Consider the following 21,819-nt stretch of genomic DNA (forward strand, 5'->3'; position numbering starts at 1 on the left):
AGGATGATGCCATGCCCCATCTTGATTTTACCCAGCCGCCCTTTGACGTATTGAGTCTGGCTGAACGTCAAAGCATCAGAAAAAATACCCAAATCCGCTACCTTGCCAAAAATGAGAATCTAACTGCCGAAGAGTTGCAATATCTGTATGTGGTCATTAAAGGGCAGATTGAGCAATTGCTTGATGGTGAGTTTGTTGCCTCTTACTTGGGTAGTAATCACTCCGACCATCTCAATAATAACGACTGGTTCGACAGCCGTCGTCTGCCTGAATCATTGACTGAAAATAGCCTTAATACTAAAGCCCTGCAGACCTATCAGTTTCGAGCCGCTGAGGATACCTTGCTGCTCCAAGTCGCTGGTAGCGCAGTCGATAAAATCAGCGCCCAAAATCATCTAGTACGCCAAATGCTATCAGACAAATTGCCCGAACGGCTAAAGGCATTACAGCAGCGCCGCAATAATAAATCCATAGTCTCTGCTAGCTACAATGACCAACAAGAAGTGCAGCAAATCATGTTGCAGCCCGTCATTGATGTCAATCTGTTGCCAGTCCATATCGTCAACGCCAGTAACAGCTTGTACGAAGCCGCGTCTATCATGACGAAAGCGGGGCTAAAACACGTACTGGTGCAACCCTTAGACCACCTAAAAAACGAGGGAGAGATGCAATATGGTACTGGTCATCTATTGGGCATTTTGACCGATACCGATATTTGCCGCGCCGTAAGTGACCAGCAAGATCCAGCCACTACCCCCTGCCAGCGCTATGCTAATTTTAACCTGCGCACCATCAAAGCCAGTGATGAGATTGGCGATGCATTATTGACCATGACCCGCTATCGCATCCATCGGCTACCAGTGATGGATCAAAATGGGGATGTCGTCGGTATATTGGGACAAAGCGATATGCTTGCGCATATTGGTCATCATTCACAGCTCATTAGTATCCAAATCGAGCAGGCAAAAGACTTATCGAGCTTAGATACTGCCGTCGAGCTTATCGGTCGTTACATTCGCGCACAACATCAAAACGGTGTCAAAATCGGTAATATCAGCCGCATGGTACAGACCTTGAATGCACAGGTATTTACCAAGCTCTGGCAACTTATCGTGCCTGATGAGGTCATGACAAATACCTGCCTGATCGTGATGGGCTCCGAGGGGCGCGGTGAGCAAATCATGCGTACTGACCAAGACAATGCGCTCATCTTACGTGACGGCTATACTCACCCTGATCTGGCACAATTTGCGGATACTTTTAATCAGCATTTAGCAGACCTCGGTTATCCACTGTGCGATGGTAATATCATGATGACCAACCCTATGTGGCGACAGCCGCTAAAACAGTTTAATGCCCAGATTGGTTTATGGTTTAGAAATACGGATCCCATGCATGGTATTTATTTGTCTGCCATACTCGATGGCGAATATGTCTGCGGAGATGAGTCATTATTGACTCAGGTGCGTCAACATTTAAAGGTTGCCCACAGGCAGTCAGACCCTATGTTTGTACGCCAGTTCGCGCGCGCCGCGCTACAGTTCGGTGATGTCAATCAGTGGTGGCAAAAATTCGTGCCTTTGCTCGGTGGTAAATCCGGGTCAGAAGACATTGATCTAAAGAAAGCCGGTATTTTTCCACTGGTTCATGGCATTCGTACCTTGGCGTTAGAAAACGATATCTTAGAGCTGCCCAGTAGTAAAAATCGTCTTAAAGCTTTGGTACAAGCGCGCGCCTTGACCCAAGAGCGCGCAGATACTTTACTAGAAGCCTTGGAGTTTTTTATGGCACAGCGCCTATCAGTCGCTCTATCAACCGATGATAAACATGCGCGGCAAGTAAACCCAATGACCTTGACCGCGCTTGAGCGCGACTTATTAAAAGAGTGTTTGGCCGTTGTTAAAAGCTTTAAAAATCAGCTACGTCAGCATTATCAACTAGAACTCGCATAAGTAAAACAATCGCATAAATGGATGAGCGACAACTATGAGTTGGCTAACACAGTTATCCTGCGCTTGGCAAAAAACGCAGCTACAGCGCCCAGAATTGGCATCGATGTTTACCAAACCTGTGGCTAAGCAATGGGTAGCGATTGACTGCGAAATGACGGGACTCAATCCAAAAAATCACCATTTATTGTCTGTCGCCGCGATTCATATCAATGACAATACAATCGACACTGGCAATGGTATGCATATCGTATGCAGACCACCTGTGATGCCAGACCGTGACACCATTGTGATTCACGGTCTACGTACTGCCGACGTTGAGCATGGTATGAGCTACGATGAGATGCTGGCGCTGTTGTTGCCATTTATAGGTAATCGCCCAATTGTGGGGTTTTGTACGAGTTTAGACACAGCGTTTTTAAACCCTCTGGTCAAACGCTATATGGGCACAGCACTGCTTAACGAAGTCATCGATTTGCGCCATTTATATAGTCGGCGCATGAGTGGTCAAACCCAAGGGCTATCTAGCCAAGCGCAGCATCTGACCAATATTTTAGCGCATTATAATATACCCGATCTAGGCGCTCATGATGCTTACAACGATGCCATCATGACCGCCATGGCATTTTTACATGTGCGCTAACGTGCGTTCGCATTTTGAATATTCAGATAAAAACAAGTTTTCATCTACGCCTGCCATCTACGCGAAAACGGCAACTCATGTTACCATAGGCTGTTTTTGCCACCTGATGAAAGATGCTCATGCGACCCACCTCTAAACTCCGTCATTCCTCTGCTTTTACTGCCAAATTATTTCCTTTCTGTCGTTATCTGCGACCGTCGAAGCCGCCTGCTAAATACGTACCTATCATGGCGTTATTAGCAACGGCGACAATATTGCCAATCCATGCACAAGCAGCACTACCAAAAGCCATCGAAGCAGCATTATCACGAGCCGATTTAACGGAAGCTGATATTAGTATTATCGTCACACCAGTCGGTGATAAAAATGCCAGTCACCTGCCCGCTCCCATTCAGGTTATTGATAGCAGCAGCACACACCGCTCATCTAAACCCGCTCTTCAGACAAAACCGACTGCCAATATAAATGCTGATATAAAAAGTAATTCTCAAAAAACCACGCAAAATAATAATGACAAAAACAATAATAACTATGTGCGCCAACAGAGTACGCTGATTACTATTGAGCAGCGTACAATTGAAAAGCATGAGAAAAAACTGCATGCTTACACCGATGACCCTTACACTTATCAAAGCTTAGAAAGCATCCCCACGATATTGGGTGATAAGGCAAAAACAGCTGTCATTAACAACAATGCTAATAACAATAAAACTGATGACATCAGTACTGATAACGCCTCCATAAAAATTTCATTTTCGCCGTTGCTGAACCATCAAGCCGATATCGCTCGCACGCCTGCCAGCACCATGAAACTCGTTCCCAGCTTTATTGCTTTAGACACCCTAGGCGCTGATTTTGTCTGGCATACCCGTGTCTATCATACAGGCCTTGTCATCGGTGACCGTCTGCATGGCGATCTGATTATTCAAGGCAGCGGCGATCCAAAAATGACCCACGAGCGTTTAAAACAGCTCCTTTATAAAGTCCAGTCGTCCGGTATCCGTCATATAGACGGTGATATTATCATTGACAGCGGCGTCTTTAAAAATGTTAGTAAAGACCCTGCCGCCTTTGACAACTCGCCACTGCGTCCTTATAACGCCAGTCCCGATGGTTTTTTGGTGAATTTTAGTACCATCGGTATCAAAAGCTATCCGTTAAACGATGACCAAGCAAATCTAACTTATACACCAAAATTAGCAAATTATGCTTTGCCCAGCATCATAAATACGCGTTCGGCGGCCTGTGGGCAAGCGCGTTATAGTCTCGCACCTGAGTGGCAAAAAAAACAATTGGTGTTAAATACTCAGTTGCCAAACAGCTGCCAAGAGCATGCTTTTTATGTGGCTTATCCTGATGCCAAAGATTTTGCCGCACGCGTTATTGCCGCAAAATGGCAAGAGCTAGGCAATACGCTGAGTGGTCATGTCATCACTCAAGAAGCACCCTACACTAAAATGAAAAGCACCAAATCAACGCATGGTCTGGCAGCACTTCCTATATCACCGTTGCCTATTGTCAGCTACCCATCATTGAATTTGACGCAGCAGATTTACGATATCAATCACTTTTCAAACAATGTGATGACTGAGCAAGTGGCGCTATCGATTGGTGTTTATGACAAAGTTGATAATAAAACACTCGATAAAGCTATTAATCGTTCACATAGCTTGTATCAATTTGGCACGCCGACTTCGACGAGCTATCCTGTCGCATTACAAACTATTAATCAATGGTGGCAGACCAATCTAAGCACACCACCGCCCCATTTGACCAATGGTTCAGGACTCTGCCGCGACTGCACCATCACGGCTGCCAACCTAAGCGAGCTATTAACTTATGCTTATAGCCATCCAAGTTTTGACGCTTACGTCAACTCGTTAGGTATCGCTGGCGTTAGTGGCACCATTACCGCTCATAGTGAACGCCTACCAGAATCAGCAGCCATTGGTCGGGCGTGGATAAAAACAGGTACCTTAAACAACGTCACCTCGATGGCAGGCTATGTCAAAGGATTATCAGGACAGGATTATGTCGTGGTTGGACTCATCAATAGTGAGCAAGCACATAACGCTTATACAGCAAGACCCGTGCTAGATGCGATGCTTGATTGGACGGCGCAGCATTAAGTGTTTTTCACATCCTATTTTCCACCTTTATAAAGGTTCACTTATGTCACGCAAGACAACCAATCTCAATAAATCCAAGACTCATTCAGGTGGCGAGCCGCTGCCGAAGAATCATGAGTCAGCGCAGCCTAAATTGGCACAATATGTAGGCTATTTCGCGATTGGCTATACGCTTGCCAGCGCAATATTTATGATGATTCAAACCAAGCTTGCTGTGAATTCGCAACTGGTAACGGTATTGTCTATCATTATCGGGGCTTATATCGCGGTTCGTAAATTTGTCAAACATCAGCAGCGCGCATTGAATAGCGGTGAAATCAATCGCTTAATGTTTGGCGGCGTCGCGGTGGTCTGGCTACTGACTGTCATTTATTTCTTAGCCATATGGTTTTGGTTGTTTGATACGGTAAATCGCGAAGTCCTACTAGAGATGGCCGTCCAGCAACCACTGCCATTGGTCTCATCGTTGGTGATGATATTGGTGCTGACACTGGTCAGTGCTCGCATCAGTCTTTGGGCGATCAATCGCCTGCTTGACCCCAAACGCAAAACTATGTGAGCGAGGAGACCTCAGCTAAACCTCTACAAGGTGCTACAAATTTTTCTCCCTATTAATACATAAAATCCGTTAGGCTAACTTTAATGGGTAATCTTTTGGATGATTGTGGCTGATTAACGGTTTTATATTTTAATAGGAGCATTTATCATGGACATGGTTTTTTTTGACAATATAGACAAGCTTGGACGCATCGTTTTGACGACTGTCATGGTTTATGTGTTGATCGTACTGGTGACCAAAATTTCAGGTAAACGCTCCACCTCACAGCTCAATAATTTTGATTGGATCGTCACCGTGATGATCGGTTCACTTGGTGCCAGTACTATTCTGCTCAAAGACATTCCTTTTGTCGAAGGGGTTTCATCGATTTTAGTACTTTATTTATTGCAGTTTTTAGTCACCAAATACGCCTCTATCTCACCGCAATTTAGCAGTTTTATTTTGTCAGAGCCGCGTATTGTTTTTTATCAGGGGCAGTTTTTGCCAGATGCCATGCGCACTGAGCGGCTGACTCGTCAAGAGATTGAATGTGCGATGCGCTCTGAAGGAGTGCATAGTTTCGATGATGTTGAAGCCATCGTTTTTGAGTCTGATGCCAAGCTTACTATCATTCCAAAACCCAGCCCAACTGATGCTAGTGGTAATGACCAAAATACAGAAGATAGTGTCTCGCAAACCATACAGCCCTTGATGTAAGACCTATTATTTATCCAAGATTAGTAAAGCATAAAAAAAGCTTCGTAAAATCTTGTTTGTTACGTTCACTTAAGCGTAAAATTCTTTTGTTACATTTGACTAATGACTAAAATTAAAGTGGTACTGGCTATGAAAGTAAGGATTTTAACCGTCGGTAATAAAATGCCTAAATGGGTACAAACGGGGTTCTATGAGTATTTTAAGCGTATCCAACCTATGCTCAGTACAGAAATCGTGGAAATTGCTGCCGCAAAGCGTGCAAAAAACCCGTCTGATGCTAATTTGGCACAATACCGTGAGCAAGAAGGACAGGCAATATTAGCCGCTCATAATACCTCAGGGCGTGAGCAACTATGGGTATTGGATGTCAAAGGTAACATGATTTCCACAGAAGGGCTGGCTGATAAATTAGCTGATGGCATGCAGCAAGGCGATGATATTGCACTGGTGATCGGCGGTGCAGACGGCGTATCGCCAGAAGTATTAGCCAAAGCCGATGTAAAATTGTCACTATCAGCGCTGACATTACCGCATCCGCTGGTACGTGTTGTGCTAATGGAACAGTTGTATCGCGCGATGAGTATCAACAACAATCATCCTTATCATCGTGGCAATTAAGCAATCATTAAACACTGCTATACTCTGTGCTAATATTTTTTGCCGATATTCTGTGCTGATAGTTTATGGGCAACAATATCAATGATAGAAGCGATTGAAAAATCGTGGCGTGCCCTAATAAACGCTACATGAAATATCCAAAACATGCGACACCTAACACACCTCATTCAATTCATCAGCTTGATGACTCGTACTCTCATTCGCCAACGCCTATTACAGCGACTGGCGTTTGGACAGATGTATCTGCTTTAGGGTCAAATGTAGCTAAGCTACCAGCATTGTTTATCTCGCATGGCGCACCCACGCTTGCCATTGAGCAATCAGCCACGACCAGTGCACTGGCACGTATTGGGCAAAACTTACCAAAGCCACGTGCCATCCTGATTATGTCAGCGCATTGGCAATCCGCCAAACTCGAAATGAGCAGTAATCCGCAACCTAAGACTTGGCACGATTTTTCAGGTTTTCCACCTGAGCTATATGAGCTTCAATACCCTGCATCTGGTCAGCCAGCACTTGCTGAATCCCTTGCCCAGCAGCTCACTGCACGCGGTATTACTTGTAGTGTTAATCCGGTGCGGGCTTGCGATCATGGGGTGTGGGCACCGCTCAGGCACTTATATCCAGAGGCTGAGATACCTATCGTACAGGTTTCTCTACCGCAGCATTATGACAGTATCGCCTGTTATCAATTGGGTGCGCAGCTAGCGCGCCTACGTGAAGAGCAAATACTGATCATTGGTTCAGGTAACATTACCCATAATCTGCAAGCATTACGCTGGCAAGCAGATAGTGTTGACCAAACGGCTAAAGCATTTAAGCAATGGCTGCTACAACAGCTTAAAACAGATATTCCTAGTGCTTTAGATTGGCAGCAATATCCTGACTATAAAGATATTCATCCGAGTGACGAGCATCTGTTGCCATTATTTTTTGCCTTAGGTACAGGTCAGCGTGTCTCAGTTGTCCATCAAAGCATGGCGCATCATAGCTTGGGCATGGATATTTATCGATTTGATTAAGTAATCATTACTTAACCGATAGAATACACACCTACTTCTCAAAGGCTGCCTTGGTGAATAACCCTGCTCGCTCCATCTCCCCTGCCACACTGAATAATGTCGCTTCATCATTCATACGCCCAATCAGCTGCATCCCAATTGGCAAACCTTTTTTACTCATTCCTACCGGTAATGACATCGCTGGCAATCCTGTGATATTACCCAGTAGTGTAAAGGCCATTTTGCCCAGTACAGGCTGACTAAGCTTTTCGATCATACCTGAGCTAAAGGCATACTTACCCATATCGATGCCCTTATTGAGCAATCCTGCGCTACGCATGAGCATTTCATCCATACGACTTGGTGGCAATACACCATGCTTAACTGCAGGTGTCGGCACGGTCGGACATAAAATCATGTCATAGGTTTCAAGTAGCAAGCCTGTCTGGTACTGACTGTGATGCCAACCATGCTTAGCATGCGCCAAATCAACGGCTGATAATGAGCGACCGAGCAATGCCATATTATAGGTTTGCGGCTCTAGGTTTTTGATATACTCTGCCCCAAAGTCACGCTCGATATTATCAATGGTAAAAGCGGTATGGGTGCAGACCACCACCATAAAGTCATGCCAAAACTGCTCGATATTGATATTCGGCTCAGCGGGTATGACGCGATGACCCATGGCTTCTAGCTGCTTAGCCGTTTGCTCTAATACGGCTAACACTTCTTTATCAACCACAGTATTGGCAATCAATGGCTGTTGATGCAAGGCAATGGTTAATTGCCTTGGTGCGCGCATCGCAGCTTGCAAAAATGTGCCATCAGGTGGCGCGATGACATAAGGCGCACCAATCTCTGCGCCATTTGTAGCGTCGAGCATCGCGGCACTGTCACGTACGCTGCGGGTAATCACGTGATCTGCGACTGCACCTTCCCAGCCTTCCCCGAATTTAGGGCCTATCGGGTTACGACCACGGCTGGGTTTGAGTCCAAACGCGCCGCACCAAGCAGCAGGGAAGCGTATCGAGCCACCACCATCACCCGCGCCCGCCATCGGTACGATACCGCTCGCTACTGACACGGCACTACCGCCCGATGAACCGCCAGAACTGTAACCTTTTTTGAAAGGGTTATGAGTCGCACCATGGGCTTTTGGTTCAGTGGTAATGATTAAACCAAATTCTGGCGTATTGGTTTTGCCAAAGGTATTCACGCCTGTGGCTTTCATCCGCTTAACGATTTCACTGTCGCTCTCAGAGATGATATTAACACTACGACTGCCCATCGTGATTGGCTCATCGGCAAAGCCAAATGACAAATCTTTGAGCAAATAAGGCACACCATTAAATATACCTGAGGGTAATCCCGCCTGTGCAGCATGATAAGCACGCTCATCGAAACGATGGATGATGGCGTTTAATTTGGGATTGAGTGTATTGGCTTGATAGACGGCAGCATCTAACAACTCTTTAGCGCTGACTTCACCTGCATTGACCAATGCCGCCAATGCTATGGCATCATATTGGGTATATTCTTTAAACATAACCTGCTTCCTTGCTGAGTAATGAACCTAAAATTTCTGAAAATTGAGTGATATTTATGCTATCAACAAAGGTCAGTTTAGTATAAAAAACGAGTGCTGATAATTGATAAAAAAACTGATTGGTCACTCAGACATAAGCGCTATCATATTTTTTCAATAAAAAAGACGAACCACTTCTGTGACTCGTCTTTTTTATTGTCTAATAAAGTCTAAACGCTACATTAATAGCTCACGCTTACCGCTTTTGCCCATTGAGCTGACCAACCCCGCGTCCTCCATGGAATCTACGATACGTGCGGCACGGTTATAGCCGATGCTAAATTTACGCTGGATACTAGAAGCAGAAACTTTTCGCGTCTCCATAATAAAGGCCACAGCATCGTTATAAAGATCGTCATCCTCACCAGATGCATTCGCCGTACTACCACCGCCACTAGGACTAGACAGTTCAAAGTTGCCTGCCATATTATCAATATAATCAGGCGCACCGCGTTCGCGCCACGCATCACAAACACGGTTGACCTCTTCATCGCTGACATACGCACCATGCACACGGTCCGGCTCAATTTGCCCAGGTCCTAAAAATAGCATGTCACCATTACCCAGCATGTCTTCGGCACCGCCACTGTCCAGAATCGTCCGCGAATCTACTTTTGAGTTCACTCGTAGTGCCGCCCGCACGGGAATATTGGCTTTAATCAAGCCAGTAATTACATCGACCGATGGACGCTGGGTAGCAAGCATTAAATGAATCCCTGCTGCGCGTGATTTTTGTGCAAGACGGGTGATAAGCTCTTCGGCTTGTTTACCAACCTGCATAATCATATCGGCAAACTCATCCGCGACAATGACAATCATCGGCAAGGTTTTTAGCTTCGGTGCTTGGCTGATACTCACGCTGTCATTAGGTCGCCATAAAGGATCAAGCATCGGATTGCCCGATTTTTCAGCAGCAATGACTTTTTTATTAAACTCATTAAGCTTACGCACTTTGAGCAAACTCATCAGTTGATAGCGACGTTCCATCTCTGCCACGCACCATGACAAAGCACTGGCCGCTTCAGTCATATCGGTGACGACTGGTGTTAATAGATGCGGGATATCATTATAGTTGGCAAGCTCAAGCTGCTTTGGATCAATCAAGATAAGACGCAACTCATTTGGCGTATATTTGAGTAGCATCGACAGTAGCATTGAGTTGACCAATACCGATTTACCCGAACCTGTAGTCCCAGCAACCAACATATGCGGCGCGCGAGCAAGGTCAGTAATGATAGCATTGCCACCGATGTCCTTACCCATCGCCATGCTGATTTGGGCTTTAGGATCTTGGAATTTTTCGGTATTCAGTAGCTCAATCAAACGTACCATTTCGCGCTGCTTATTGGGTACTTCGATACCGATATACGGCTTACCCGGAATCACTTCAACCACACGCAAAGACGCCATCGATAACGAGCGCGCCAAATCACGTGAAATACCGGTAACCTTACTGGCTTTTACACCAGCAGCAAGCTCAACTTCAAAACGGGTGACAACAGGACCCGGAATGGCGTTGACCACATTCGCCTTTACATTAAACTCTTGTAATTTAATCTCTAATAACTCTGATAATTGCTCAAGCTCGGCGACGGTATAACTGGGCTTACGATCAGGGTCTGGCTTATCCAAAATAGAAATCTCTGGAATAGGCGTTAGGCTACTGCGATAGGCAGCCGTTTGCATCGAGCGTGATTTTTGACTGAAGGCGGCATCATCACTAATATCTGGCATAATAGGCGCATTCACATCCTCAGCGCTATCATCCTCTGGCATCATGTCAGTGATATGATTGCTACTATCGCCCTCAGGTACCGCAAAACTTACCGTTGGTTTAGGCGCGACTATTGGTTCAATAGCTGATGCTGTGACGCGGGTTTCTACCGTAGGCGGCAGTTTAGGATTAGACGGTGGCGTATTGGTCGGCGTCATATCAGCGGCTGGCGCAACTGGTTCAACCACGTCTACTGCTTTGGCGACACTCGCTTCATTAGGTACAGAAGAAGTCTCTGAATCCTCTAATAGTTCCGGTTCTTGATCAAACCATTTATCAGTAAAGTCGTCCATTTCGCTATTAAATGAGTCTGTCGCAGGCGCTGTGACTACTGCTTGTCTGGGCAGCTCAGTCATATTGGCTGCTTGCACTGTTCCTGTAGGTTGCCCTGTTTCTACAGACTGCATAGCTGTAGGTGTTGATACATCCGCATGCTCTGCCAACCATGCATCGGCAAGTATATCAACGGCCTCCACTTTATCCTCTAACTCGAACGATGTAGGCTCATTATCCGTTTCGTCAGCCGTCTCACCGTATACCAGCTCATTTATTGATGGCTGAGCTATTGACGGCAAGTTCTCTGTTGGTTGAGCTTCGGACATCTCTACGGCTGATATCGCTGTAGAGTCTAGCACCGCTGTCTCTAACGACTCAGTATTGCTATCAGCATATACAGAAGTAGTAGCGGCAGATACAGAAGTAGTAGCAGCTGAATCAGAAGTGTTCATATCATTAGCGTGATAAGCCATTTGTTCGCTGGATAACAAGTCATCGACAGTATTGGCGTCATTCCAAGCAAAGCTTGGCTCAACTTTACGGATAGCAGTCATGGCAGGACTTGACGGCGTCGATGTATTCGTATGACTCGCAAGATTTTGAACAGTATTGCTAGGTGTCTCTACTGAGACAGGAACAGGTTCACTATTCTCACGACTAGATTTAGCAGCTGAAGTAGGCATCGCCGCTTGTGTTGCGGCAACTACAGAAGCTTTAACGCTCTCAGCCAACCCTGACGTTGCCAAAAACTCTGACAACACATTGCTGAACCGACCACTGTTGTCTACGGCTTGAGCATTGCCAGCAACTTGCAATTCAAGTGGCAGCTGCTCGTGATCGGCTGCGTTTTTTTTCGCGTTACTCTTGGCTGTGTTTTCATCATTTTGCTTGGCATTGATATTTTCTGGCGTGGTTGATACGCTATCGTGCATTCTACCCTGACGCTTCACCCCTGAGCCAAGCCACGATAGCGCCTTAACCTTCTCATAAATCGCTAGCCAATGAATATTAAAGGCAAAAGTCGCGGTAATAATGACGAATGCCGTCAAGAAAATCACACTCCCCCACTGCGATAAAAGCTGTGCCAAACGCGCCTGTAATTCAAACCCAATAATGCCACCAGCCACGCTTTCCAGCCCTAGCGTTCCTGGATTGGTCAATTGCTGTACTAACGCCACCAATTGTGCAAACAAAGCGCTGGCACTTAATAATAAAAACACATAAGCAACCACTCGCATCAGCCAAAACGTTGGCTTGTTGTCCCACCAAATAAGGATAGACTCATAAACCACAAACGCCAGCAGCCACCATGCACCAAAACCAAAGAAGCTATAAAGCAAGTCAGATAACCAAGCACCCGATTCGCCGCCTACATTATTAATCGTGGTCATATCGCTACTGATATGCGACCAACTAGGATCGTTACTGGTATATGTCATCAAAATGACAAATAGATAGACGGCCAGTATTAACCCAAGGAGGGTAAATATTCCCTTTTTTAAATACTCAATAAGCGGTGCTGATATCACGTAAGATCTGCCTTGTTATTAATACTAAATGGTCGCCAATGCATGACTAAGCCTAATCATGCTGACATAAAGCGCTGATAAAGGGTTGGATATAAAGTGCTGATACAAACGCACTTAGCGAAGTGTACAGAAAACATTGTCTATTATAAAAGCGATATACAACAGACTTCTTTTTGCCTTTGGCACACTTGGCATAACTTCTTATAATAACAAATACATAGGGATAGTGGCGACCGTCTTACAAAGAAAGCGTGCAATAAAATCAGTCTGTATACGGTTTAGGCAAAAATCATACGGTTTAAACAACAACCTATGTCACTTGCAAAATATAACGACCAGAACAAGGACAGTCATATTAGGTGAACCCTATAAAATACCAGCGGTTTCTAACCATAATATTTCAAGAAAAATATACTTTGATTGTAATCATACCTGTGTTTGTTTTAGCAAACTTGTACTTTTCGTCCAATGCCCTTATGTTATTATCACGCAGCGATTAGAAAATCCCATTAGCATCAATTTTGAAGACTGTTTTTTATTATATTGCTCACTCGTATTTTTAACATTTATATTTAGCAAGGAATAACTCATGGCAACTGACAATACCGCTCCACGTCACGAAAAACTCATTATCCTAGGCTCAGGCCCTGCTGGTTATGCAGCGGCTGTGTATGCAGCACGTGCCAACCTGAAACCTGTCATGGTAACTGGCATGGAAGTAGGTGGACAGTTAACCACCACCACTGAAGTCGATAACTGGCCGGGCGATGCGCATGATTTAACGGGCCCTGCATTGATGGATCGCATGAAAGCCCATGCCGAGCGCTTTGGTACTGAATTGGTTTATGACCATGTCAATGAAGTCAATTTAAACGTGCGCCCTTTTGAGCTGACGGGTAATAATGGTAGCTACACTTGTGATGCGCTTATTATCTCGACTGGCGCATCAGCACAGTATTTGGGGTTGGAGTCAGAAACCAAATTCCGTGGCCTAGGCGTATCAGCGTGTGCAACTTGTGATGGTTTCTTTTATAAAGACCAAAAAGTTGCCGTCATCGGTGGTGGTAATACTGCCGTTGAAGAAGCCCTATATTTATCTAACATTGCCGCTGAAGTGACCTTGGTGCATCGCCGTGATAGCTTACGCTCCGAAAAAATTCTCCAAGATAAATTGTTTGAAAAGGTCAAAAACGGTAATATTAAAATCGAGTGGAATCATAAAGTCAAAGAAGTCGTCGGCGATGACATGGGCGTCAATGGCGTAATCATCGAATCTATGATTGATGGCAGCACTAAACAATTAGACGTGTTTGGCATGTTTGTCGCGATTGGTCATAAGCCGAATACAGACTTATTTAAAGGTCAGCTGGATATGAAAGACGGCTATCTTATTGTCAAAAGCGGCTTAGACGGCAATGCCACACAAACCAGTATCGAAGGCGTATTTGCCGCAGGTGATGTCGCAGATCATGTCTATCGTCAAGCTATCACTTCTGCTGGTACGGGCTGTATGGCCGCGCTAGATGCTGAAAAATACTTGGATGCGATTGGCGAAGCCACAGCCGCTGACCATACTTATGCGTCAACATTGACTGCTGATAAAGAAGCCTAAATGGGTAATTTCTCTCAATATAATAATGAGCACATCACGCCTGAGACCTTAAAAAGTCTTGGGCGTTATGACTTTCCTGACCCTTTAACGGTTGATCCTGACGGCATTGGCATCGTCGCTGTCGGAGGAGATTTGGCAGCCGAAACATTGATTTCTGCTTACGCGCAGGGTCTGTTTCCTTGGTTTAATGAAGATGAGCCAATTGCATGGTGGTGCCCTGAACCGCGCTGTGTGATGGTGCCAACCAATTATAAGCCAAGCAAGTCGCTGCGTAAGCAAGCCATCCGCGAGCGTTGGCAATTAACCCTCAATCAAGCTTTTGATGACGTTATTCATGCCTGTAGTTTACCGCGCAGTGATCGCCTCAATAATGAACAGCCCGAGGGCGAACATACTTGGATTCATGAAGAAATGATTGAGGCTTATACCGAACTGCATGCACAAGGATTTGCACATAGCATTGAAGTTTGGAATGATAAAGGGCAACTCATTGGCGGGCTTTATGGTCTAAAAATAGGTAGCATTTACTTTGGCGAATCGATGTTTCATATCGCCTCTAACGCCTCAAAGTTCGCATTTTGGGGTCTAATGCGCTTATGTGAACAAAGCCATGTGGCGCTGGTCGACTGTCAGCTACCAAATGAGCATTTGATGAGTTTGGGTGCAACCAAGCTACCGCGTGCTGAATTTCTCACTCAATTGGATCTCTTAACGGCTAATAGCACTGTCAAATGGCAAAATAACTCTCACAAATCACTCGCCGTATCGTTACTTGATACCATAGAACCTTGGCAGCTTATCTTAAAATAAATACGATGACGAAGTGATTGATAGCTTATGTCTGTTTGTTAATCGCTACTTTATTAACTCGTACCTTATCAACTGCTACCTACCGACGAGGTTATCATGGCACCCGACACATCGTTCTTACTGATTGGAACACTGGCAACAAAAGCTCAAACAACCAAAGACACTGTTCGTCATTATGACCAACTGGGCTTGCTAAAATCTCGTAAGCGTCAGGCAGGCTCGCGTTTATATACCGAGTTTCATCCAGAATGTATCGAACGTATTGAGCTAATCAAAAGTGCGCAAGCGATTGGCTTTACACTCACTGAAATCAGAGACAGCTTGAATGATTATTACGATGGTCAATTGGATGTTGATTTACAACTGATGCTTACTCAGCAAAAATTGGCGCAAATACAAAAACAGCAAGACAATATCAGCCTCATGGTAGAACTATTAAGCGAACGCATCGACGTTCTTGAGCGTATGAAAGTAGATAATGACTATAAACTCAATATTGAAATCTGTAAAAAGAAAATACCCACTCAATAATGATAAAAGTGCCGACCCATCTACTATTCTGCAGGTTTATTTGGTTCCATATGATGCCATTCATTATTCTCGGACGTAAAGACGCTGCATAATCAGTGCATCAATAGCAGGTTGATGTGGAGTTTGGTAATACCCTTTACGCTTATGAATGAGAGCAAATTCTTGCTGCTCATATAAAGCTATCGCAGGCGTATTATCTGCGCGCACCTCTAATAAAAGGCTCTCCACCTGATCCCTTCTCAATTCTGTATTCAATCTGGCAAAAATTTGTGAGGCAATACCTTGGCGTTGATAATCAGGATGTGTGCCAATACGTAAAATCTCCGCTTGTTCAAAAATCACTTGATATAGACAATAGCCTGTCACAGTATTATTAATACTATTGTTTTTTTGCTCATAAACGATCAGCAGATGCATGCTATCTTGTTTGAGTGATTCCACCAATGTCTGAAAACCCCAAGCATCTTGCGGTTGAACGATGGCTTCAATATCCGCTACTGCTTGCAGTACTTGCTCAAAATCTGCACTATGGGTTGATAAAATCTTTATCATCAACATTATGTATCCTTTTACTATTATTTATACAAACCCAAATACAATAGCACTTAATATATTTCAAATATTTATCATTACAATATTGATTATGCCATTACCTTTTTATAGCCAAAAAAAAGCCACCCTTAAACAAGGATGGCTTTTTATGACTAACTTACAAGCTCATTACTGAGAATGACAGATTAGTTTAGTACGTTAGCAACAACACCAGCGCCTACCGTACGGCCGCCTTCACGAATAGCGAAGCGAAGACCTTTGTCCATAGCGATTGGGTGGATAAGCTCTACGCCCATCTCAACGTTATCACCAGGCATAACCATTTCAGTACCGTCTTGTAATTGGATTGCACCAGTTACGTCAGTAGTACGGAAGTAGAACTGTGGGCGATAGCCGTTTAGGAATGGTGTATGACGACCACCCTCTTCTTTTGACAGTACATATACTTCAGCGTCAAACTTGGTGTGAGGAGTGATTGAACCTGGCTTAGCTAGTACTTGGCCACGTTGTACGTCTTCACGCTTAGTACCACGTAGTAGTACGCCACAGTTTTCGCCTGCACGACCTTCGTCAAGCAGTTTACGGAACATCTCTACACCAGTACAGGTAGTTTTTTGAGTGTCACGGATACCGACGATTTCGATTTCGTCGCCTACGCGTACGATACCAGATTCAACACGACCTGTTACTACAGTACCACGGCCTGAGATTGAGAATACGTCTTCGATTGGCATTAGGAATGCTTTATCAACGTCACGCTCTGGCTCTGGGATGTAGGTGTCAAGAACGTTAAGAAGTTCTACAACCGCTGGTTGGCCGTATTTTTCTTGTGAGCCTTTTAGGGCTTCAGTGGCTGAACCATGGATGATTGGGGTATCATCACCTGGGAAGTCGTAGTCATTAAGAAGTTCACGAACTTCCATTTCTACGAGTTCTAGCAATTCTTCGTCATCAACAACATCACATTTGTTCATGAATACGATGATGTACGGTACGCCAACCTGACGTGAAAGCAGGATGTGCTCACGAGTTTGTGGCATTGGGCCGTCAGTTGCTGATACGACTAGGATTGCGCCGTCCATTTGAGCCGCACCAGTGATCATGTTTTTAACATAATCGGCGTGACCTGGGCAATCGACGTGAGCGTAGTGACGTGCTGGGGTGTCATATTCTACGTGTGAGGTGTTGATGGTGATGCCACGTGCTTTTTCTTCTGGTGCTGAGTCAATAGACGCGTAGTCTTTGGCTTCGCCACCAGAGGTGATTGCTGCTACAGTTGCGATGGCAGCTGTTAGGGTTGTTTTACCGTGGTCAACGTGTCCGATTGTACCGACGTTGACGTGTGGCTTTACGCGTTCAAACTTGGCCTTTGCCATGGGTATTTCCTCTTTTTTTGGTGAATCTTTATCAATCAAAGATCGGTGAATAGCTGTTTGACGGCTCATGATGCATACAGAACCATCAAACCGTTGACGCTATGGCTTATCTACTAAAACTGTTTGATCACTTTACGACTGTATATATGTGCTCAGATCATGCATTTCAATGCTGCACACATAAGTTTAAGCATTATACGTATTTTTTAATCTAGTGAACATTGCAAGATATTATACATTATCGCTGTTGCACTACTTTATCTTAGTGTAAATCATTAATAATATTGGAGCCTGACGAACCTAGATACTTTTATCTTAAACAATTTTATCTTAGATACTTTTATATAATTACTCATGTATTGATAACTTAATAAATTGACAGCACTAAAAGGCAACACCTCAGTGTCACCCTTAAATATTATTTGCTACACTGTAATTTATAATTTTCAATATTCTGTAATTTCGATATCGACACGAACTGTTTAAAGATGGCAAAGCAAACACAAGAGGTTTAAACAATAAATGGAGCTCATATTGAGAATTGAACTCAAGACCTCTCCCTTACCAAGGGAGTGCTCTACCGCTGAGCTATATGAGCATGTTTTTAATAACCACAAAAGACAACTTATGGATTTACTAAAAAAAATATCACGATACAGCAATACTAAAACTGACTGTCGTGATGATTTATTGGTAATCTTTGCGATGTTGTATATATGGAGCGGGTGGCGGGAATCGAACCCGCGTCATTAGCTTGGAAGGCTAAGGTGTTACCATTATACCACACCCGCAATTACTCTTATTCAAGAAGACTCTAATCGAGAGTCATTAAGTATAAAGAGTATGCTTGGCGCTATGACAAACTTAAAAAAATATGGTGGTGGGAGAAGGATTCGAACCTTCGAAGCTTTCGCGACAGATTTACAGTCTGTTGGGTTTGACCGCTCCCCAATCCCACCTTAGGTTGCTTTAAACAAAAATGACTTTAGTTTAAGACAGATTCATAAAAAGCTACTTTAAGAGAGATGGTGCCGACTGCCGGGATCGAACTGGCGACCTACTGATTACAAGTCAGTTGCTCTACCAACTGAGCTAAGTCGGCTTGTTCTCTTAAAGTGGTGGCTATTCTATCAAATTTTTTGAAAGACGCAAGCCCTTTTTCATATTTTTTATGATTATTTTAATAAAAATATATAAATAGTTGATTATGTTACTATTTTTTTCAAATAAAAATAAGCTGTTTTTTGACGCTGACGGCATACTGTGTTTTTATGACTGGAGTCCCTAGCGAATCCGTAAACCATTACACGCCATTTTTACCGCTTTGACCAACGCCAATGCTTTTTTGTTGGTCTCTTCCCACTCTGCTTCTGGAATAGAATCAGCAACAACCCCAGCGCCCGCTTGGATATGAATTTTACCACGGCGCATCACAGCAGTACGAATAGCAATGGCGGTATCCATGTTGCCATGCCAGCCTAGATAACCCACTGCGCCACCAAATACCGTTCGGCGGACTGGCTCTATCTCGTCAATGATTTGCATGGCGCGTATTTTGGGCGCACCTGATAGCGTACCAGCGGGGAACGTCGCACAAAAAACATCCAACGCATCCTTATTGGGCAATATCGTCCCTTCAACATTAGAAGCAATGTGCATCACTTGCGAATAACGCTCGACAAACATCTTTTCGGTGACTTTGACACTGCCATATTCACAAACGCGGCCAATATCATTACGACCCAAATCGATAAGCATCAAGTGCTCGGCGATCTCTTTTTTATCACTCAGCAGCTCTTCTTCAAGCGCTAAATCTTCCGCCTCATTTTTTCCACGTCTACGAGTACCCGCCAATGGTCGTACCGTCACTTTGCCATTTTCGATACGTGATAATATCTCAGGGGATGCTCCAATAATGTCGAAACGCTTGTGATCATCGAGGGTATAACCATGCACCAGAAACAGATAAGGCGATGGATTTAAGAATCGTAGGGCACGATAAACTGCTAATGAGTCGCCAGTATAATCGGCTGTCAAACGCTGCGCAGGAACGACTTGCATGACATCGCCTGCTAAAATGTAATCCTTTATTTTATTGACATCATGACAATATTTCTGCGCGCCTGTTTGTGAGGTAAATGTCGGCGTCGGCATTACGGGTGCGCTCAGATTTGGCATTTCTGCCAGTTTTTCTTCAATTTTTTCTAGCTCGCGGATGGCATTGCTATAGCCATCTTCAGTGTGACAATCAGCATAAACGATGATAGATAACGTATTTTCTAAACTGTCAAAAACAATCACGCTCATTGACAGCATCAGCCACATATCCGGCATTGTCATCGGATTGGGGGCGTCTGACAAACCCACGCTTGGCTCGATAACCCTCACCATGTCATAGCCAAAGTAACCTACTAAGCCGCCGCTAAAGCTCGGTAGCGTTGCAATATCCTCGACTGTTGGCATCTTATATTGCGCCATTAGCTGACGGATATAGTCAAACGGGTCAGCGACTGCATCGACATCGGTATGGTCATTTTTTTTGACGGTCATATTACCATCGGCATACTGCAAAATGAGATCACTACCTAAACCAATCATCGAATATCGTGCCCAACGCTCCCCGCCTACGACAGACTCAAATAAATATGCAGAGCCGCTTAAATCACGTACTTTAGAAAATACAGATACTGGTGTCTGTGCGTCCATCAGACGTTTTTTTATCAGTGGAGCATGACTAAAGCCACGGTATTTAAAAGCTTGATATTCTTCAAAGTTCATCATAATAATGCTCTCTTAACAAAATATTGGCAAAAGATAAAACAGCAGACTGTTAAATAAAATATAGCGTCAACACTCTATTGAATGTTGACGCTATCAAAGTGGCATATTCGTGAGGGTTGCTGGACTATTAGCCGATAGCAGCTAACAATTATACCAAAGCTCGCTTGAATTAGAGCATCTCAAACGCACTGGTCGGTACTTGGTTACGCACCGCCCATGTTAAATAACCATAACGCTAACGCAATAATGATGATGGCAATAAACACCCAAATAAACCAACCACCGCTTGGTTTTTTCTCTGCCTGTCCTGCATTGGCTGGATTGCTGATAGTCTGATCCATCGCATTATTACCTTCTGTCCCAACATCACGAGATTGACCTAGATTGGCAGTGCCAGAAAATTGTGCGGTTGCCGCCTGCTTAGCTCGTAGAATATCGGGATCTGCTTCTTCTTGTAGAGCAGTTTTAGTCGTTTTGTCATGCTCTGATTCAACTGCTGGCTTTTCATGTACAGCTGACTGCTCTACTAATGACGTATCATGAGCAGGTGCTGTCGGTGCCGCCTCTGTCGCTGTGACGGCTTCTGGCTGACTTACAGCGGGTTGTGCATCTGCTACAGTTGCAGCAGCGACTGGTGCCGCTTCAGTTGTGTTAGACACGGTATTATCTATAGCCGTTAAGACTTCATCGATGCCCGTTTGTTTCACAATCGCCTCCTGAATCGCCTCCTGAATCGGCTCCTGTAAGACTGGTTCAACTGTTTCATTAATACTGGTCTCAGTTACCCCTACTGAGTCTGCTACTCTATCCGAGGCGGTATCAACAGGTACTGTCTTCATATCAGCTGTCACAGGCAGAATAGCTTCGATGCCCGTTTGCTTAACAATCGGCTCTTTTGCTACTGATTCATGAACAACAGGTTCACTCACCGCCGAGTCTTCGACAGCCTGTATTTCGGCAGTCGTTTCAGCAACCACTGTCTCAGTCTCAGCAACTGAATCCTCTACTGCTACGGGCGCTAATACATCAGTATCTGTAGCAGCAAAAGGCGCGTTCACCTGAAAGCTAAAACTGGCAAATCCAATGGTATCATCTACCTGTAAAAGGCTCGATGTATTGCCTTTGATACGCTGCTCGTTGATAAATGTGCCGTTCGATGAGTCTAAATCTTTGACATACAATCGACCATCTAAGATGCTTAACACCGCATGATTACGCGATACTTGTTTGCTACCAAGTACCACGTCATTGTCGCTGCCACGACCAACAGATAGGCTGTCATTGACCGTCAACGTGAGGTCACCAAGCGCTTCTGTTAATGCATTAAGTTGCCAAATCTCTGTGTCGACTGTCGCCTTCATACTATCTGTATTGTTCGTCATGCGGTAACTCCTTATT

At 44.5% G+C, this 21,819-nt stretch carries 16 protein-coding genes and 4 tRNA genes; 10 read left to right on the plus strand and 10 right to left on the minus strand.

Features of this window, described 5'->3' with window-relative positions; genetic code table 11:
* Positions 1 to 11: 11 nt before the first annotated feature.
* From ACP7AE_RS07410 to ACP7AE_RS07440, 7 genes are all read left to right on the plus strand, one after another.
* Positions 12 to 1,952 carry a DUF294 nucleotidyltransferase-like domain-containing protein gene (locus tag ACP7AE_RS07410; RefSeq protein WP_201540439.1) on the plus strand — a complete coding sequence of 647 codons (1,941 nt, stop codon included), beginning with the start codon at positions 12 to 14 and terminating at the stop codon, positions 1,950 to 1,952.
* 34 nt (positions 1,953 to 1,986) lie between these two features.
* A complete protein-coding gene (locus tag ACP7AE_RS07415) occupies positions 1,987 to 2,592 on the plus strand; it encodes a 3'-5' exonuclease (protein ID WP_426242227.1) in 606 nt (201 codons plus the stop codon).
* A gap of 119 nt (positions 2,593 to 2,711) precedes the next feature.
* Positions 2,712 to 4,721 carry a D-alanyl-D-alanine carboxypeptidase/D-alanyl-D-alanine endopeptidase gene (gene dacB, locus ACP7AE_RS07420; RefSeq protein WP_426242229.1) on the plus strand — a complete coding sequence of 670 codons (2,010 nt, stop codon included), beginning with the start codon at positions 2,712 to 2,714 and terminating at the stop codon, positions 4,719 to 4,721.
* A 43-nt stretch (positions 4,722 to 4,764) separates the two neighbouring features.
* Positions 4,765 to 5,280 carry an ABZJ_00895 family protein gene (locus tag ACP7AE_RS07425; RefSeq protein WP_201540440.1) on the plus strand — a complete coding sequence of 172 codons (516 nt, stop codon included), beginning with the start codon at positions 4,765 to 4,767 and terminating at the stop codon, positions 5,278 to 5,280.
* Between the two features lie 147 nt (positions 5,281 to 5,427).
* Positions 5,428 to 5,976: a DUF421 domain-containing protein gene (locus ACP7AE_RS07430; protein WP_426242231.1), complete on the plus strand. Its 549-nt coding sequence runs from the start codon at positions 5,428 to 5,430 to the stop codon at positions 5,974 to 5,976.
* Between the two features lie 129 nt (positions 5,977 to 6,105).
* Positions 6,106 to 6,594: a 23S rRNA (pseudouridine(1915)-N(3))-methyltransferase RlmH gene (gene rlmH, locus ACP7AE_RS07435; RefSeq protein WP_426242343.1), complete on the plus strand. Its 489-nt coding sequence runs from the start codon at positions 6,106 to 6,108 to the stop codon at positions 6,592 to 6,594.
* 128 nt (positions 6,595 to 6,722) lie between these two features.
* The gene (locus ACP7AE_RS07440; protein ID WP_201540443.1) at positions 6,723 to 7,616 is read left to right on the plus strand and encodes a DODA-type extradiol aromatic ring-opening family dioxygenase; all 894 of its coding nucleotides are present in this window, start codon (positions 6,723 to 6,725) and stop codon (positions 7,614 to 7,616) included.
* Between the two features lie 31 nt (positions 7,617 to 7,647).
* Here the strand turns inward: ACP7AE_RS07440 and ACP7AE_RS07445 are convergent, their stop codons facing one another.
* Together ACP7AE_RS07445 and ACP7AE_RS07450 are read right to left on the minus strand one after the other, a co-directional pair.
* Entirely contained in the window at positions 7,648 to 9,141 is a 1,494-nt protein-coding gene (locus ACP7AE_RS07445; RefSeq protein ID WP_426242233.1) for an amidase, read from the minus strand.
* 216 nt (positions 9,142 to 9,357) lie between these two features.
* Positions 9,358 to 12,759, minus strand: a complete 3,402-nt coding sequence (locus ACP7AE_RS07450; RefSeq protein ID WP_201540445.1) for a DNA translocase FtsK — start codon at positions 12,757 to 12,759, stop codon at positions 9,358 to 9,360.
* Between the two features lie 589 nt (positions 12,760 to 13,348).
* Between ACP7AE_RS07450 and trxB the strand changes: the two genes are divergently transcribed.
* The 3 genes from trxB to ACP7AE_RS07465 all read left to right on the plus strand — a co-directional run bounded on the left by trxB (position 13,349) and on the right by ACP7AE_RS07465 (position 15,712).
* The gene (gene trxB / locus ACP7AE_RS07455) at positions 13,349 to 14,371 is read left to right on the plus strand and encodes a thioredoxin-disulfide reductase (protein ID WP_193007872.1); all 1,023 of its coding nucleotides are present in this window, start codon (positions 13,349 to 13,351) and stop codon (positions 14,369 to 14,371) included.
* On the plus strand, positions 14,372 to 15,181 hold the full coding sequence (gene aat / locus ACP7AE_RS07460; protein WP_426242236.1) for a leucyl/phenylalanyl-tRNA--protein transferase: 810 nt from the start codon (positions 14,372 to 14,374) through the stop codon (positions 15,179 to 15,181). It abuts the gene before it with no gap.
* Between the two features lie 96 nt (positions 15,182 to 15,277).
* The gene (locus ACP7AE_RS07465) at positions 15,278 to 15,712 is read left to right on the plus strand and encodes a MerR family transcriptional regulator (RefSeq protein WP_426242238.1); all 435 of its coding nucleotides are present in this window, start codon (positions 15,278 to 15,280) and stop codon (positions 15,710 to 15,712) included.
* A gap of 63 nt (positions 15,713 to 15,775) precedes the next feature.
* On the opposite strand, the gene rimI is transcribed toward ACP7AE_RS07465, so the two are convergent.
* The 8 genes from rimI to ACP7AE_RS07505 all read right to left on the minus strand — a co-directional run bounded on the left by rimI (position 15,776) and on the right by ACP7AE_RS07505 (position 21,803).
* Entirely contained in the window at positions 15,776 to 16,270 is a 495-nt protein-coding gene (gene rimI, locus ACP7AE_RS07470; RefSeq protein WP_426242240.1) for a ribosomal protein S18-alanine N-acetyltransferase, read from the minus strand.
* Between the two features lie 179 nt (positions 16,271 to 16,449).
* Complete coding sequence (gene tuf, locus ACP7AE_RS07475) at positions 16,450 to 17,640, minus strand: elongation factor Tu (protein WP_055124836.1); 1,191 nt, start codon at positions 17,638 to 17,640, stop codon at positions 16,450 to 16,452.
* A gap of 523 nt (positions 17,641 to 18,163) precedes the next feature.
* Positions 18,164 to 18,238: transfer RNA gene (locus ACP7AE_RS07480), tRNA-Thr, on the minus strand.
* 119 nt (positions 18,239 to 18,357) lie between these two features.
* Positions 18,358 to 18,431, minus strand: a tRNA-Gly gene (locus ACP7AE_RS07485).
* Between the two features lie 84 nt (positions 18,432 to 18,515).
* Positions 18,516 to 18,599 (minus strand) — tRNA-Tyr (locus ACP7AE_RS07490).
* A gap of 67 nt (positions 18,600 to 18,666) precedes the next feature.
* A tRNA-Thr gene (locus tag ACP7AE_RS07495) sits at positions 18,667 to 18,742 on the minus strand.
* Between the two features lie 182 nt (positions 18,743 to 18,924).
* A complete protein-coding gene (gene trpE / locus ACP7AE_RS07500; RefSeq protein WP_426242242.1) occupies positions 18,925 to 20,421 on the minus strand; it encodes an anthranilate synthase component I in 1,497 nt (498 codons plus the stop codon).
* Positions 20,422 to 20,624: 203 nt separating this feature from the next.
* Positions 20,625 to 21,803, minus strand: a complete 1,179-nt coding sequence (locus tag ACP7AE_RS07505) for an FHA domain-containing protein (protein WP_426242244.1) — start codon at positions 21,801 to 21,803, stop codon at positions 20,625 to 20,627.
* Between the last annotated feature and the right edge of the window lie 16 nt (positions 21,804 to 21,819).

It is taken from the genome of Psychrobacter sp. TWP2-1-2, from assembly GCF_049896785.1.
Lineage (GTDB): Bacteria > Pseudomonadota > Gammaproteobacteria > Pseudomonadales > Moraxellaceae > Psychrobacter.